Source organism: Mucilaginibacter frigoritolerans, assembly GCF_007830615.1.
Classification (GTDB): Bacteria; Bacteroidota; Bacteroidia; order Sphingobacteriales; family Sphingobacteriaceae; genus Mucilaginibacter; species Mucilaginibacter frigoritolerans.
Genome location: NZ_VLLI01000008.1, coordinates 47616 through 62584, shown reverse-complemented (window position 1 = coordinate 62584; position 14969 = coordinate 47616). Strand labels below are relative to the sequence as shown.

Here is a 14969-nt window from a genome sequence, read left to right as displayed (position 1 = left end):
ACCCGGCCTGCTTATTTTTTCAAATGCCGTTTACGCAGTTTGCTGAGGAACTCGGCAGAGATACCCAAATAAGATGCAATGTAGTGTTGGGCCACGCGCTGCGGAATAGTTGGGTAACGTTTTAAAAATTCAAGGTAGCGTTCCATAGCCGTGTAGGATATGGTTTTCACCAGGCGGTTTTGCACTACCGAAAGGTGCCGCTGAATCATGAGCCTGAACATGCGTTCCAGCTTAGGTACTTGTAACAATAATTTCTCCTTAGCATTACGCGAAAGCATCAGCAGTTCGCAGTCTTCCAGCGTTTCGATGTACATAATACTAGGGCTTTGATCCTGAAAACTGGTGAGGTCGCTCATCCACACCAGTCCTCTACCGCAAATTGCAGGGTTATCTCTGCTCCTTTGCTATCTATGTAATATTCGCGGATGCAGCCTTTGTTTACGTAAAGCTCAAAATTACAGATGTCGCCAGGCTCCAACAACATCGTCTTTTTTGGGACGGTTTTATATTCCAGAATAGCATTAAAATATTCCAACTCATCAGGCGTAAGCTGAATAGTTCTGGCAACATAATTATTGATGGCCTGAAACATGTTTTAAATATAAATTTATGCAAGTATAATAGCTAAAAGCAAAATGTAAACTAATTTAATTTCTTGTCCTGGTTCAATACTTTTGTGCCAGATACAAGATACTTTTACAGTGTAGAATTTTAATGCATCCAATTTATCATTAATAAAACGCTATTATATGACTTACGTACCCAACCCGCAACGTTACCAGGATATGGAATACCGCCGCTGCGGTAGTAGTGGCTTAAAGCTGCCTGCCGTATCGCTTGGTCTCTGGCATAATTTCGGTGCTATTGACAGCCTGGAAAATGCCCGCAATATATTAAGACTGGCTTTTGACAGTGGCATAACGCATTTTGATTTAGCTAATAATTACGGTCCGCCGCCGGGATCGGCAGAGGAAACTTTTGGCCGCATTTTTAAAGATGACTTTAAAGCATACCGCGATGAGCTCATCATCTCCACCAAAGCCGGTTGGCCAATGTGGGAAGGCCCATATGGTGACCTTGGATCAAAAAAATATCTGGTAGCTAGTTTGGACCAAAGCCTAAAACGCCTGGGACTGGATTATGTAGATATTTTTTATCACCACCGTCCGGATCCGGAAACTCCTTTGGAAGAAACCATGGGTGCCCTTGATCTGATTGTAAGACAGGGGAAAGCTTTGTATGTAGGTATTTCTAGCTACAGCGCTTCTGAAACTGAAAAAGCTATTCAAATTTTAAAAGAATTAGGTACACCATGTTTAATCCATCAGCCTAAATATTCCATGTTTGACCGCTGGGTTGAAGGTGGCCTGCTGGATGTTTTGGGTGATAAAGGTGTAGGTTGCATCCCGTTTTCGCCACTTGCACAAGGCTTGCTAACCAACAAATATCTGAATGGCATCCCTAAAGATTCAAGAGCTGCAGAGCATCGCGGAAATGGCGCAATGGAAGAGGATCAGATTACCCCGGATAAAATTGCACGGGTAAGCAAACTCAATGACCTTGCCCTGCAACGCGGACAAAACCTGGCCCAAATGGCCCTTTCATGGATATTGAGAGATAGCCGCATTACCTCTGTATTAATTGGAGTGAGCAAACCGGCACAGGTAACAGATTCTATTGGCTGCCTGCAAAACCTAAAGTTCACTGAGGAAGAGCTTACGCTGATCAATAATATTTTAAGCTAACCAAAAATAACCTGATTAGGAGAAGAATAGAGACAGGTCAATGCTCATTATTGACCTGTCTTTTTAAAACTATTTGCCTGTTCCTAACCATAAAATGGCATCTTGAAACATTTTGTTCTGGATAGCTGAATTAAAGATCTGGTCGCCATGGCCCATGTTCATGTAGATCATTTTATACTTGGTATTTGTCCACACTACCGGAATATCCCCTTCCCTGATAATATCTTTTTTCCCCAATGGATAATTGGCTGGAGCCAGTGTTACTAAAACCTTTACATCTTTATTATTCCGCGGATTGGGTTTCCAGCCATACCACTCATTAATTGGTGCAATATAGGTTTTGGGCAGATGTTGCGTTGCCGGATGTTTATTATCATCAACAATTAATTTTGCCGGCAATGGTGGCCAGTTGTTATTGTAAAATACCGCTCCGCCCAAAAAGTTTACAAACCACGGCCATTGGGTATATTGATCATTATAGCCTGAAACATGGAAACCAAGCCAGCCACCGCCACTGTTCATAAAGTTCTCAAATGCCTGCCTTTGAGCAGCGTTGTGGGGAAACTCATTAAGCCAGATAACTACCTGATAGTTTTTCAAATTAGCATCGTTCAGGTTGTCCCAGTTGGAAGTGGTATCAAAGGCAAATCCTTTTTCAGCTGCCATTTTTGTATAAAATTGGATGGCGTCCTTAGCAAAATCAACATGATCGGGCTCTACATTGGTGGAGTAAAATGCTATCGCCTTAAATTTGGGTGATTGTGCAAATGCTGTGAAGCTAAATACCAGCATTAACATCACTGCTGCGTTTCTTAGTATAATTTTATTCATCGCTGTTGATTTTAATTATTACCAGAGTTCATTTTATTCTCAAATGACGCTATCAAAACATCTTCATCTAATACGATGTCTTTAAATAGCGTTTCATCCTCTGCAGACCAGGGTTTACCTTGTCTGAAATCCCACCAGCGGTATTCAATTTTTGAGTATTCGTTAGAAATACCGCTCTCTACCGGTTTTTCATACAGATCATACATCCTGAAGGAATAACTATGCGCATCAACTGATAGAGCAATTATAAATTTCACCAGGTAGTAATTGCCGGTATTACTGGTTATGATTTTAAACATCCCCATACCGGTAATTGTGCTGGTCAGCACATCTGTTTTGATATCGGCTATTTCATATGGGGAGTCCCTTTTCATCCAGGTATAAGCTTTTGAGAAAAGCTCTTTTTTTTGCAGACTATCATTTAAATGATAATCTTTTTCAAAATATATCTTCCCGTTTTTCATCGGAATCGGGATTTGGGTTGCAGCATTTTGTGCAGCACAGATAGCTGGGAGCAGCATCAAAGGCAGTAAAATTGATTTAAGGATAGGGTTCATTGTAGATTTATAACAGGTTAATCTATTCATCAAATATCATCAATCAACTCGCTAATAGATTTATTGGTGAGCCCTACATTAGCTCTACAGTCGACTTATATAAATTGATTCGTCGGAATTTACAGTCTGAAGCTCTATTTTAGCCCTTATTAATTTATTCTGTTGATATGAAAAAAGGTTGGGCTGTTGTTAGCCTTTGTTTGTTATTTGCTCTAATGAGTAATATTTCCATCGCTCAAAGTGTAAAAAAGCCACGGTTTAGGGCACTTGCCATTGCCGAAATTGGCGGCGGACATGTACTTTTTACCGAAGCATCAAAAACATGGCTCAACAAACTGGCTGTGGATAGTAATTTCACTATTGACTATATCACTGACACCAAAGCCATTACCAAAGATTTTTTAAAAAACTATCAGTTATTTATCCAACTAAACTACCCTCCATATCCCTGGGGGCCAGAAGCACAGGCAGCCTTTGAGGATTACATCACTAATGGTAAAGGCGGCTGGATAGGCTTTCACCACCCTACCTTATTGGGTGTGTTTGATGGCTACCCCATGTGGCAGTGGTATGCTGTTTTTATGGGGGGAATTGAATTTAAAAATTACATTCCGGACGGAGCGGAAACTACCCTAACAGTGGAAGATCGCAATCACCCGATAATGAAAGGTCTTCCTGCATCGTTCTTAACAAAAGACGAGTGGTACATTTATAATCAAAGTCCGCGGCCCAATGTGCATATACTGGCCAGCATTGACGAAGCATCTTACAATCCTCCAAAAGATATCAAGATGGGCGACCATCCGGTAATATGGACCAACGAGCATGTTAAGGCTCGTAATGTTTATATTGCCATGGGGCATTTCCCACAGCTTTTCCAGGACGAAAATTATACAACCCTGGTAAAAAACGCCATATTCTGGGCTGCAAAAACAACTGATTAAATTCCTTTTTAAGCAACAGGCTTATTTCCCTGCTGCCCAAAATATTGCATTGCTAAACAATGTGGTGTAATCTTTACTTTGAAATAGTATGGGCGAATGCCCCATAAATATGTAAATATTGCGTGCTTTGTAATTAGGATTTGTCCACACCACGGGATGATCGCCACCCATTTTCACTTTAGAGTCAGGCACATAGGTCGATTCATCAACAGTAGCTAATACGTGTACATTGGGCCGGGGATCAACATCATAAGTATACCATTCTTCCTGCTGCACTGTAAATGTGGGTGAAACACCTTTCATTACCGGGTGTTGTTTATCTTCCACATCAACCGTGGCCCTGGCAAAAGTGGCGATGTAATCTTTCCACCTGATGCCGCCCATAAACTGGTGGAACCATTGCCACATCGGATAACCATCAAACTCGCCTAATAAGCTGGCATGGTGAAAGCCTATCCAGCCGCCTTTACCCTGCTCAATATAATTTTGAAAGGCGGTTACGGCTTTTTCTTTCCAGGCATAGGGCGCATAATCCATCTGAATAAAAAGTTGGTATTTGGATAAAAAAGCTTCATCTATCTGATCGGTATTTTGGATATAATCAACCGAAAAATTACTATCGGCAGCCAGTTTATCGAGCCAAACCCTGGCTGCTTTTGAATATTCAACATGATGTCCGCCATTTTCATAAAGTGCTATTACCCTAAATCTCGGGGCTTTTGCCTGTCCGAAAATGAAGGACACGCTGAACAAACTGAACACTAATAATAAGACTACTTTTTTCATATGATGATTTAAAAAGATCAAATAATAAATTTATAAAAATGATGTAAAAGGATTTAAGCTTGCTCAAATGTCATCATACGCAAGGTTAAAGCCAATTTGTTTACCACTACATTAATACTACTGCCTATATTTAAGTTTATTAAAGTAATTGTAACGTTTAAATTGCACAGAATTAACCTGTAAATTATTTGAATATCTGGCTTTTTCTGTAAAGCGGCAGAAAATCAATTACAATTATGTAAATTGATTTTTCCACTGCTACCCTTATAATCATTTGATTTGGATTAGGCTTTTATACCATTTTTTATAATGAACAAAATCATTTTTTTGATTGGCTCTTTTTTATTTGTTGTTCATATAGCTGTTGCCCAAACTACAATAGGGATTCCTTCTATCAAAAACTACAGCAATGCCGACTACAATGCCGCCACTCAGATTTATGATGTTAAACAGGATAAAAACGGGATCTTATATTTTGCAGATAATGATGGCTTATTAACTTTTGATGGCAGCTATTGGAAGCTATATCCAATGCCTAACCACACGGCCATTAAAGCACTGGCTGTTGATTCATCCGGAAAAATATACGCAGGAGGACAGGATGAGGTTGGTTATTTTTATCCGAACCAAAATGGCGTACTAAAGTTTCATTCCATCAGGCTGCTACTACCGGTTCAGGCGCAACAATTTGCTGATATATGGGATATTGTAATTCTGGATAACCAGGTTTTCTTCCGCACCATTGAGGCTATTTTTCAATACAAAAACAACCACATGATTGTTTTTGATGCTCCCGGCGGCTGGCGGCTTTTAACCAAAGCTGGTTCATCAATTTTTGCGGAAGATAAGGTTGAAGGTTTGCTTCGGTTTAATAATGGGAAGTGGATATCTCAATTAGATAAAACGAATACGGCAGCGATGCACATAACCGGTGTTTTGGATTACAATAAAAACACGTTGCTCTTAACCACCTTTACCAACGGACTTTTTCTGCTTAACGGGCAAACGCTTACCAAAATGCCCCTTCAGCATGAAAGCATTCTTAACAATGATCTGGTTAATTGCGCCAGTAAAATTGATAGCAATCAATACGCAATTGGAACCGCATCTAATGGTCTACTTATTATTGATGATAAAGGACAACTGATTCAAAAAATCTCCAATGCTGAAGGGCTACAAAATTCAAACGTCCATCGTGTACTGTCTGACCAGGATAAAAACCTGTGGCTGGCACTTGAAAACGGCACCTCATTTATCAACTATAATACCTCCATTAAACACATCTATCCTGTTAAGGAAAATCAAACGGTAAGTACCGCCATCCGGATCTTTAACAAAAGCCTTTATATCGGCACGTCAAACGGCTTGTATAGCGCTCCGCTTGATTTGTCAAAAAATGATGTCAGCTATTGCAACAGCATTTTTAGTGAAGTAGCCAACACCAAGGGACAAACATGGAGCCTTACCGAAACTAATCACCAACTTTTATTGGGACATCAAAGCGGTGCTTTCTTTATTAATGGGAACAATGCTATCCCTATTATGACCAAGCAGGGAGCATGGGCCTTTCAACCGATACCTGCAACGCAGGATATTATTGCCGGAACGTACACCGGGATAGAACTTTTAAAACAAGAGGGAAATACATTTACCGATGCAGGTAAAATTAACGACCTGTACGAATCTTTAAATAATATAGCAGCCGATAGTCAAAACAACATCTGGGCATCACATCCTTATCGTGGCATTTTCAAAATACAGCTTTCTGCCGATAGAAAAACCATAATCCGTTATACCAAGTATACTAAGTATGATGGGTTGCCTTCAACCTTAAATAATCAGGTTTATTTTATAAAAAATAAGCTCTTGGTCGCTACGGAAAAGGGCGTATATGAGTACAACGCTGCCACCAATAAATTTAGGCCCAATGCTTTTTTTTCGCCGATATTTAATGGGAGTCCGGTTGAGTTTATGACTGCCGATAGCATGGGCAACATCTGGTTTGTAAATAACCAGCGTGTTGGTGTAATTGATTTCAGCAAGGCAAACACTCAAAAACCTTACACCGTAATTTACTTTCCCGAGCTAACCGGACAAACAGTAAAAGGAAATGAATTCATTTATCCATACAATAATGAAAACATTTTTATCGGCTCCAATAATGGTGTTTTTCATTTAAATTATAGCCGGTACACGCAATCAATTACCCAATTAAAAGTTGTGCTGAGTACGGTAAAAGCCATTGCCGAAAAAGACAGTCTGCTGTTTGGTGGCTACTTTTTAAGCGATAACCAAATTGCTACTGAACAAAATTTAAAACAGATTATCAGTTTGCCCAACCGTTTTAACTCCTTCCATTTTGAATATTCATCAAACCTGTATGCACAAAAAAGCAATGTGGAATTCAGTTATAAATTAATTGGATTTGATAAACACTGGTCGGCATGGTCATCAAAAACGGAGAAGGATTACACCAATCTACCTTATGGCATTTACCGGTTTTCGTTAATGGCCCGCAATAATTTGGGCAATGAGTCAAAGCCTGTTAACTATACTTTTATAGTTACACCGGCCTGGTATCAGTCAGCGTGGATTTATTTGCTTTACCTGGTTATAGGAGTATTGCTGATAGAGCTTATCATCAGGTGGCAGAAAAGAAGATTTGCCATGCACCAAAAGAAACACGAAGAAGAACAGGCGAGGCTAAGCTACTTACACAGCCTGGAGCTTGATCGTAATGAAAAAGAAATTATTGCCTTACGCAATCAAAACCTGGAAACCGAACTGCAATTTAAAAACAAAGAACTGGCAACCATAACCATGCATTTGGTTGAGCGCGGCGGCATTTTAATAAACATTAAACAAGCCATTATTGCCCTTATCAACAAAACCAAAATTCCCGATCTGGCACATGAGTTCAGGAGTGTATTTAGGATATTGGATGAAATAGAAAAAAACGCGGATGACTGGAATCACTTTGCCATTTACTTTGACCAGGTGCATAATAACTTTTTAACCACGCTGAAAAACAAATTTCCATCTCTTAGTCCAACAGATTTAAAGCTTTGTGCATACTTAAGGTTGAACCTGAGTTCAAAAGAAATAGCCCAGCTTATGAATATCTCGCTAAAAGGTGTGGAGATCAGCCGGTACCGCATCCGCAAAAAGCTTAACCTATCAACAGATATTAATCTGTACGATTTTTTAATTGAGGCAACTCAAAGTACCGACAAGCCTTCTTAAGGTTTTTCCAGCTCTTTTCTACGGCTCCAAAAGTAAATAGCGAATATTACCGTAACTGCCGGTAGTACCGCACCAAACTCATCGGTAAAATATGCCGTATGCCCGGTATTGTAAGTAATAGGCGTAAAAAAGGCCTGGATAAACAAATTATGACTGGCATGCAGCATTACCCCTGTCCAAAGGCTGTTTGATTTTAAACGAAACCAGGCAAATACAAAACTCATGCTTACTACCATAACCGTGAAACAGGTAAGCCCATACCAGGCAGGCGTACCATTGTTATAGTTCCCCCATATTAACAGGGGATAATGCCAAACGGCCCAAATTATGCCACTTATTAAGGCTGTTTTGGTATAGGAGGTTACATTGTATAATTGCGGAACCAAAAACCCTCTCCATCCTATCTCTTCACCTAAGGCGGTTGACATACTGCCAAACAGGCCAATCACCCCTTCCACAATAAAAAACAGTACAATAAAAACACCGGCAGGCAAATTGCTCCAACCTAATTGTTTGGCAGTACTTGTTACAAAAGCTTTATCGTAAAAGCCGCCCCAGCCTGTTAACCATATAATTAAATAAGTAATAGACGCATAAATTACAGGCACCAGGTAGGCCCAAAGCTGGTAACGCGGCTTTCCCCATTGCCAGCTTAAACCACTTATTTGAAGATTCAACACCTTACAGGTTAGGTAAGTTGCCAATGCAGGGCACCACATAATACCATACCCGAATATCCGTCCGCCTATTCGTCCTGTACTTCCGGCATGCAAGGTTACTATCCAAACTATGGCGCTTAACAGCAAGGTAAAAAGTAGAAAAACAGCAATCGCCTTTTTACTTTGACTAACAGATTGTTCTTTCAATTTGAAGCGGATAAATTTTGTCTATCTTCAAAAATAGAAAATCCCTGTAATAATTTGCTATTTATAAATCCGGCCCATCATCGGGTCATTAAATATAATTTTCTTAAGCTCGTCGGCATCAATGGCGCCCTGGTGGGCGTAAACCACTTTACCATCGGGCTCCACTAAAAGCGTATAAGGCAGTGCCCCATCCCATTTAGGATCAACGGCTTCAATCAGTTTATATTTATCATCACCAGAGTAGATGTAATTAACTCCCGAAGCTTGTTTCCTGATTAAAAACTTAAGCGCTTTATCTTTATTTGCCGGGTCATCCGCGCTGATGCTTACAAACTCCAATCCCCTGTCGCGGTAAAGGTGATTCATGGTTACCAGGTCCGAAAACTCTGCTACACATGGGCCGCACCAGGTAGCCCAAACATTAATCAGCCTTAACTTGTCTGTATGGTTTTTTACCACTTCGGCAATTTCTTTTACGTTGATGGTATCCAGCTTTACCGGTTCTTTGGCCCATTCTATCTGTGCTTTTTCTACCGATGCTGCTTTTTCTTTCCATTTAATAGAACATCCAAAAACTTTGGTAACCGGAACAGCAACTTCTTTACCGCTAAGCAGGGCATCAATGGCATTACGGGCATCCAGCGAATGCGGGGTTTTGGCAGGGTTCTCCATATCATCAATCCGGCCCTGGTAGCGCAGCTTTCTGTCTTTATCAAAAATAAAAATATGCGGGGTTGATACCGGGCCATATTGGTTAGAAGCAGTTTCTGTATCGCCATCATACAGGTAAGGGAAATTATAACCTGCATCCTTCGCGCGGATTTTCATCTCATCAAAAGAATCACCCAAATCACTGTAGCCTAATTCATCGGCACGTAAAGCTGCAGGATTGTTGGGGTTGATAGCCACAACAGTAACTCCTTTGGCTGCATAATCATTAGTAAGGTTAATTATCCGTTTTTCGTAGGCTTGTGATGTAGGGCAGTGGTTACAGATAAACACAATGGCCAGCACCTTTGCATTTTTAAAAGAGTTGAGGGTATAGGTTTTACCATCAATACCCGGCAAGCTAAAATCAGGTGCGACAACACCAATATCAAGAGTTTTATGATCAAATTGATGGGCGGCATCCTGTGCAAATACCAAATTTGATGTTGCAGTTATCAATATTACAGCTAAAAGCTGGGCAATATACTTTTTCATAATTTCAGTCTCTTTAATTTAGTTTTTCAATGAAACAGCCAGCAAATACCAGGCAGCGTGCGGCAGCCATTGTTCGGCCCAGCGCCAGTCATAATCTTTGTGGGTGGTAGTGTAGGGTATGTTAAAGTCGATATCATTTTCATTATCCAGCCCGGAAGTTATCCCATTTACAATTCCGCCGGGAGCATTGGTATATTGAAAAGTTCCGAAAAAGCCATATGACGGGTTGTTATGACCACTCCCCTGTAACATGCAGGCATCAAACGGATTTAGGCCCAGTATCCAGTTAAGCTGATCCAATCCGAAGCTTTCCAATTGATCATGAAAAGCACTATCTTCTTTAAATAAACTGGCGGCTATCCGTGCTGCGGCAGCCATAGAACCCAGCCTGGCATTTTCTCCCTGCCACCAAGGTGATGCATCGCTTCCGTGCGGAAAAAAGAATGAACTGTGCCTGTTACCCAAAGTATCCTGCACCAATTGACGACTATAACCAAACGGATTATTAACCTCGTGAGTAATAAACAACTCAAACTCCATTGATTTTTTTACCGTTTCTTTGATAAGGGCTTGCATTTCAACGCTCGCATAAGGATAGTAACTCATTAAACTAACCAGCGGCAAACCGGCATCAGCGGGGTGAAAAAACGGGCGGTCATTATTATCCGCGCGCCAATAGTTTTTGTATTTACCACTGGTAATTAAACGGGCAACCAGATTTGCGGCACGTTTTTCGGCGACATCCTTATAAATATCTTTATGGGTGGCTTTGTATAGTTCTGTAGCCGCACTCAGTGCACAGTAATCGTCTACAATATTTTCTTTCCCATCGTAATCCATCTGTGGGTTATTTTTCTCTAAAAAGGCAAAGGCATTTTCAGCAGCTTTTAAATAATCAGCATTGCTAAAATCGCCTGATACTGTATAGGTTGATGCCATGGCCAAAGCTGCAATAGCAATACCACCTCCCGAACGATAGCTGGATTGATAGCTGCGCCAGTTTTTGCTTGCTGCATTTTTGTTAAAAACGGCATCTTTTGTTTGCTTAATACGGTAACTGCCTTCATCAGCTTGAATCACCCTATCCTGTGGTAATTTGCCGGGACCCGGAGCTGACACCGAGCGATAAAAGGAACCATCTTTAGCCTGTATCCTTACTAAATAATCTGCACCATACATGGCTTCATCCAAAACCCTCCGGTCTATCTGCAAAAAATCAGTGCCAGGTTTTGCCGATAACAAGGCGTAGGTTTTAAGAAGGCTCCAGCAGGTTAATGATATCTGCTGCGGATTAAAATAATTTGAAAACGAAAGATGCGACAAGTGTTTGCCATAATCGCCGGTAGCGTCGTACCAGCCGCCATGGGCATCAATGGTATCGGTAGTTTTACCAGCCAGCAATAAATGATGATCGGCCTTATTCAGCAGGCCCGAGCTTCTTTGTCCTTTAAAGTAATAGGTAACGTTTGATAAGGTGGCTTGTTCCAGCACATTTTTACCAATAATAAATGGATAGGAAGAAACTTTACCCTCCGGCAAAGTAACCTGTAAGGTATAAGTGCCATCCGTAGTAAAATCACTAAAATCTATAGTCCAGAATTGCCAGTTTTTCCATTGATCAACAGGGCCGCTGAATACAGGCTTACCCGTATAAACCGCTTTGCCTGTACCTGCATCAATCAGGTTAAAGGAAGAAAACGCCAACTTACTTTCCGCTTCAACAACTGCATGTTTGGTGCCGTTATCTTCATACCCAATGTGATTGGTGAGCATTTTTACCGATTGCGCGCAAATAAAAAGCGGCGAGCTGATCAGGACACACAGCAGCCATTTTTTTGCATGTAGTAAACCCATAAATTACTATAATGGTTAATGATTTATAATTATTGATACTGTTTTAATAAATTGAACAGTGCTTTCACAAAGCTAAAATGTTGTCGTAATGGAATACATTTTTAAACCCCTACATTAGCACTACCAGTTTAAAATTACCAAATTGAAAAGCAATATTGCTATGCTCTGAAAAGCTAAATATTTAAACGGTTTTACCCTTCCCGTTTTTGCCCTGGATAATTTGCCTGTACAATTTAATTTTATAGATGAATTTTATTTAAGAAGCCCTTTACCGGGCATAGTAGTGGAAATGTAGGGGACTAAAAATCGTTTATCAACAAACTTTGCGGGATAATTGTAAAACATAAAATTCATACCTTGTTACAGTAATATAACCTGAACTAAGGGTTAATTTTATAAACCTGAAACTATATAATACCTAATGGAACAATATAACGGCACACGCAAATTTTTGATTGCTACACATGGCACTTTTTCGGCCGGAGTAAAATCGTCGTTAGAGCTGATTATTGGGGAAACAGCACAGCTATTTATTTTACAAGCTTACAACAACGAAAATACATCCATTGAATACGAAATAAAGATCATTATGGAGCAGGTAGGCGAACAGGATGAGCTGATTGTTTTTTCTGATATAATGGGTGGTAGCGTTACCAACCAATTAGTGCAACACGCTTTGCGACCTAACGTCCATATTGTATCAGGATTCAATTTGCCGTTGCTGATAGAAATTATACTTGGCGATACAAATACCCCGGTTGATGAATTGATTGAAACGGCCATTAGCAATGCAAAAGAACAAATGGTTTATGTGAACAAGCTATTAAGTACACCCAGCAACAACGATTTTAATGATTAAGTTAACCCGGATAGATGACCGCTTATTACATGGACAAGTTGCTTTTACCTGGACACCGGCCCTGGGAGCCGATTGCCTGCTGATAGCAAATGATAAGGTGGCAAAGGATGATTTTTTGAAGATGACCCTTGGTTTGGCAAAACCGGCAGGCACAAAACTGTTAATTAAAACACTGAAGGATGCGGTTACTTTTTTGCTCGATGAGCGGAGCAAAAACATGAAAGTATTACTAATCATCAACAGTGTGCAGGATGCCTCTGTTATGGCTGCTGATGTGCCCGAAATAAAATCAATCAACTTTGGAGGGCTAAGATCAAAAGAAGGTTCAAAACTGATTTCAAAAGCCGTAGCCCTTACTGAGGAAGACTTAGTGATTATTAAAGAACTGATCAGTAAAGATGTGGAACTTGAAGTAAGGCAGGTGCCTACCGATAGCAAGCAACTGGTAAACAACCTGATTTAAATGTATAAACAAACACAACCATAATATATTGTCAGTATCCTTTATACTCATTGCACTGATAGCAATGTTTGGTCATTCGGAAGATTTTCTGGGTACCACTTTATTAAGCCGTCCCCTTGTACTTGGCCCCCTGGTTGGTTTGGTGCTGGGTGATTTAAGCCAGGGCGTAATTATTGGAGCTACGCTGGAGCTGATATTTATGGGCAATATTAAGGTTGGTGCGGCCATCCCCCCGGATGTAATTACCGGTGGCGTGTTGGGTACTGCCTTTGCTATTATTTCGGGTAAAGGACCCGCCATAGCGTTGGCCATAGCGGTGCCGGTATCCATTTTGGCTGAACTGATCATCAGCTCACTTTTTGTATTAAGGGCAATGCTGAATAAAAAGTTTAACCAATACGCCGAACAGGGTGATTACCGAAAAATACAGCGTCTGCATATCATATCGGGATTAGTACGGCCCTTGCTGATGGGGTTTATTGTATTGCTGGCCTTGCAACTGGGTGCCAATGCGATGAAATCATTTCTGGACATGATACCTCAGTGGGTACAAACTGGCTTGCAGGTTGCAGGAAATATGCTGCCGGCACTTGGTTTTGCATTATTAATGAACCTGATGTTGAACAAAAAGGTTGCCCCCTATTTCTTTCTCGGTTTTATACTGGCGGCCTATTTAAAATTGCCCATTATAGCCATCGGTGGTTTAGGGGTTATTATTGCATTAATTGTTACCCAAAGCAAATCATCACCCAAAAATGAAAATGATGATGATGATTTTGCTACAGAAGATACCCCTGTAGAAAACCTTACACTTCAAAAATTAACTAAGGGTGATATCCGTAGTATTTTTTTCCGTTCGTTGGCATTGGAAGCCAACTTCAATTTTGAAACATGGCAAAATACGGGGGTGGTTTTTTCTATGATCCCGGCTTTAAGAAGATTATATCCAACCAAGGAAACCATGGTAAAGCCTTTAAAAAGGCATTTGCAGTTATTTAATACCAGCCCATACGGTTCAACCCTTATACTGGGCATAACGGCAGCTATGGAAGAACAAAATTGCCAGGATGCAGATTTTGATGAAGAATCTATCAACTCGGTAAAACTGGGCCTGATGGGGCCGCTGGCCGGGGTATTCGATTCTTTGTTTTGGGGTACATTTAAGGTAATTGCTGCCGGTGTAGGCGTTTCACTTGCTATAAAAGGTAATGTAATGGGTCCGGTAATTTTTCTGCTGATATTTAATATCCCGCATTTATTGCTCCGGTATAATTTGACCTTTATTGGCTACAATGCCGGAACCACCTTTTTACAAAACCTGGCAAAAAGCAACCTTATGGATAGACTGACCAGCGGCGCAGCCATATTAGGGTTGATGGTGGTTGGAGCCATGCCCGCTACCTTAATAGCCATTACCACACCCATAACCTTAGGATCATCCCATTCGGCTGCTACATTGCAGGGTATTCTGGATCAGATTGTACCCTCTGTAATACCACTGGGATTAACTTTTCTGGTTTATTATTTTGTAAAAAAGAGTGTTAAAACCACCTGGTTATTGCTTGGCCTGCTGGTATTGGGTTTTGTTGGCAGCATGATACATTTATTTGCTTAATAG

General features: G+C 40.6%; 14 protein-coding genes. 6 read left to right on the top strand and 8 right to left on the bottom strand.

The features are described from left to right. Positions 1-11: 11 nt before the first annotated feature. Together JN11_RS24665 and JN11_RS24660 are read right to left on the bottom strand one after the other, a co-directional pair. Positions 12-356: a Crp/Fnr family transcriptional regulator gene (locus JN11_RS24665; RefSeq protein ID WP_211360767.1), complete on the bottom strand. Its 345-nt coding sequence runs from the start codon at positions 354-356 to the stop codon at positions 12-14. Then, positions 353-592, bottom strand: coding sequence for a Crp/Fnr family transcriptional regulator (locus tag JN11_RS24660; RefSeq protein ID WP_211360766.1), 240 nt, complete (start codon positions 590-592; stop codon positions 353-355). The genes JN11_RS24665 and JN11_RS24660 overlap by 4 nt, the downstream gene beginning before the upstream one ends. Positions 593-749: 157 nt before the next feature. On the opposite strand from JN11_RS24660, the gene mgrA reads away from it, so the two are divergent. Next, the gene (gene mgrA / locus JN11_RS14035; RefSeq protein ID WP_144913520.1) at positions 750-1745 is read left to right on the top strand and encodes an L-glyceraldehyde 3-phosphate reductase; all 996 of its coding nucleotides are present in this window, start codon (positions 750-752) and stop codon (positions 1743-1745) included. Between the two features lie 69 nt (positions 1746-1814). Here the strand turns inward: mgrA and JN11_RS14030 are convergent, their stop codons facing one another. Together JN11_RS14030 and JN11_RS14025 are read right to left on the bottom strand one after the other, a co-directional pair. After that, complete coding sequence (locus tag JN11_RS14030) at positions 1815-2576, bottom strand: ThuA domain-containing protein (RefSeq protein ID WP_144913519.1); 762 nt, start codon at positions 2574-2576, stop codon at positions 1815-1817. Between the two features lie 11 nt (positions 2577-2587). Then, entirely contained in the window at positions 2588-3133 is a 546-nt protein-coding gene (locus JN11_RS14025; RefSeq protein WP_144913517.1) for a hypothetical protein, read from the bottom strand. Positions 3134-3348: 215 nt separating this feature from the next. Between JN11_RS14025 and JN11_RS14020 the strand changes: the two genes are divergently transcribed. Further along, positions 3349-4077 carry a ThuA domain-containing protein gene (locus tag JN11_RS14020; RefSeq protein WP_211360765.1) on the top strand — a complete coding sequence of 243 codons (729 nt, stop codon included), beginning with the start codon at positions 3349-3351 and terminating at the stop codon, positions 4075-4077. A 21-nt stretch (positions 4078-4098) separates the two neighbouring features. Here the strand turns inward: JN11_RS14020 and JN11_RS14015 are convergent, their stop codons facing one another. After that, complete coding sequence (locus JN11_RS14015; RefSeq protein ID WP_144913514.1) at positions 4099-4863, bottom strand: ThuA domain-containing protein; 765 nt, start codon at positions 4861-4863, stop codon at positions 4099-4101. Between the two features lie 309 nt (positions 4864-5172). Here JN11_RS14015 and JN11_RS14010 point away from each other — a divergent pair, with 309 nt between their 5' ends. Next, complete coding sequence (locus tag JN11_RS14010; RefSeq protein WP_144913512.1) at positions 5173-8106, top strand: triple tyrosine motif-containing protein; 2934 nt, start codon at positions 5173-5175, stop codon at positions 8104-8106. Here the strand turns inward: JN11_RS14010 and JN11_RS14005 are convergent. Genes JN11_RS14005 through JN11_RS13995 form a run of 3 tightly spaced genes read right to left on the bottom strand, consistent with a single transcriptional unit; the run spans position 8103 to position 12029 of the window. Next, positions 8103-8972, bottom strand: coding sequence for a CPBP family intramembrane glutamic endopeptidase (locus JN11_RS14005; protein ID WP_144913511.1), 870 nt, complete (start codon positions 8970-8972; stop codon positions 8103-8105). The two genes, JN11_RS14010 and JN11_RS14005, sit on opposite strands and share 4 nt — an antisense overlap. Positions 8973-9029: 57 nt before the next feature. Next, positions 9030-10175: a redoxin domain-containing protein gene (locus tag JN11_RS14000; RefSeq protein ID WP_144913509.1), complete on the bottom strand. Its 1146-nt coding sequence runs from the start codon at positions 10173-10175 to the stop codon at positions 9030-9032. Between the two features lie 18 nt (positions 10176-10193). Further along, positions 10194-12029, bottom strand: a complete 1836-nt coding sequence (locus tag JN11_RS13995; RefSeq protein WP_144913507.1) for a glycoside hydrolase family 9 protein — start codon at positions 12027-12029, stop codon at positions 10194-10196. A 421-nt stretch (positions 12030-12450) separates the two neighbouring features. Between JN11_RS13995 and JN11_RS13990 the strand changes: the two genes are divergently transcribed. Genes JN11_RS13990 through JN11_RS13980 form a run of 3 tightly spaced genes read left to right on the top strand, consistent with a single transcriptional unit; the run spans position 12451 to position 14966 of the window. Then, positions 12451-12888 (top strand): PTS sugar transporter subunit IIA, encoded by a 438-nt coding sequence (locus JN11_RS13990; RefSeq protein ID WP_144913506.1) that lies wholly within the window; start codon positions 12451-12453, stop codon positions 12886-12888. Next, on the top strand, positions 12881-13351 hold the full coding sequence (locus JN11_RS13985) for a PTS sugar transporter subunit IIB (RefSeq protein ID WP_144913504.1): 471 nt from the start codon (positions 12881-12883) through the stop codon (positions 13349-13351). The genes JN11_RS13990 and JN11_RS13985 overlap by 8 nt, the downstream gene beginning before the upstream one ends. Before the next feature lie 28 nt (positions 13352-13379). Further along, entirely contained in the window at positions 13380-14966 is a 1587-nt protein-coding gene (locus tag JN11_RS13980; RefSeq protein WP_144913502.1) for a PTS system mannose/fructose/sorbose family transporter subunit IID, read from the top strand. Positions 14967-14969 lie beyond the last annotated feature (3 nt).

Coding starts and splice junctions, on each gene's coding strand:
- JN11_RS13985 (WP_144913504.1), top strand. CDS start 12,881: ATGATTAAGTTAACCCGGATAGATGACCGCTTATTACATGGACAAGTT.
- JN11_RS24665 (WP_211360767.1), bottom strand. CDS start 356: ATGAGCGACCTCACCAGTTTTCAGGATCAAAGCCCTAGTATTATGTAC.
- JN11_RS14020 (WP_211360765.1), top strand. CDS start 3,349: ATGAGTAATATTTCCATCGCTCAAAGTGTAAAAAAGCCACGGTTTAGG.
- JN11_RS14000 (WP_144913509.1), bottom strand. CDS start 10,175: ATGAAAAAGTATATTGCCCAGCTTTTAGCTGTAATATTGATAACTGCA.
- JN11_RS14030 (WP_144913519.1), bottom strand. CDS start 2,576: ATGAATAAAATTATACTAAGAAACGCAGCAGTGATGTTAATGCTGGTA.
- mgrA (WP_144913520.1), top strand. CDS start 750: ATGACTTACGTACCCAACCCGCAACGTTACCAGGATATGGAATACCGC.
- JN11_RS14025 (WP_144913517.1), bottom strand. CDS start 3,133: ATGAACCCTATCCTTAAATCAATTTTACTGCCTTTGATGCTGCTCCCA.
- JN11_RS14015 (WP_144913514.1), bottom strand. CDS start 4,863: ATGAAAAAAGTAGTCTTATTATTAGTGTTCAGTTTGTTCAGCGTGTCC.
- JN11_RS14010 (WP_144913512.1), top strand. CDS start 5,173: ATGAACAAAATCATTTTTTTGATTGGCTCTTTTTTATTTGTTGTTCAT.
- JN11_RS13995 (WP_144913507.1), bottom strand. CDS start 12,029: ATGGGTTTACTACATGCAAAAAAATGGCTGCTGTGTGTCCTGATCAGC.
- JN11_RS13990 (WP_144913506.1), top strand. CDS start 12,451: ATGGAACAATATAACGGCACACGCAAATTTTTGATTGCTACACATGGC.
- JN11_RS24660 (WP_211360766.1), bottom strand. CDS start 592: ATGTTTCAGGCCATCAATAATTATGTTGCCAGAACTATTCAGCTTACG.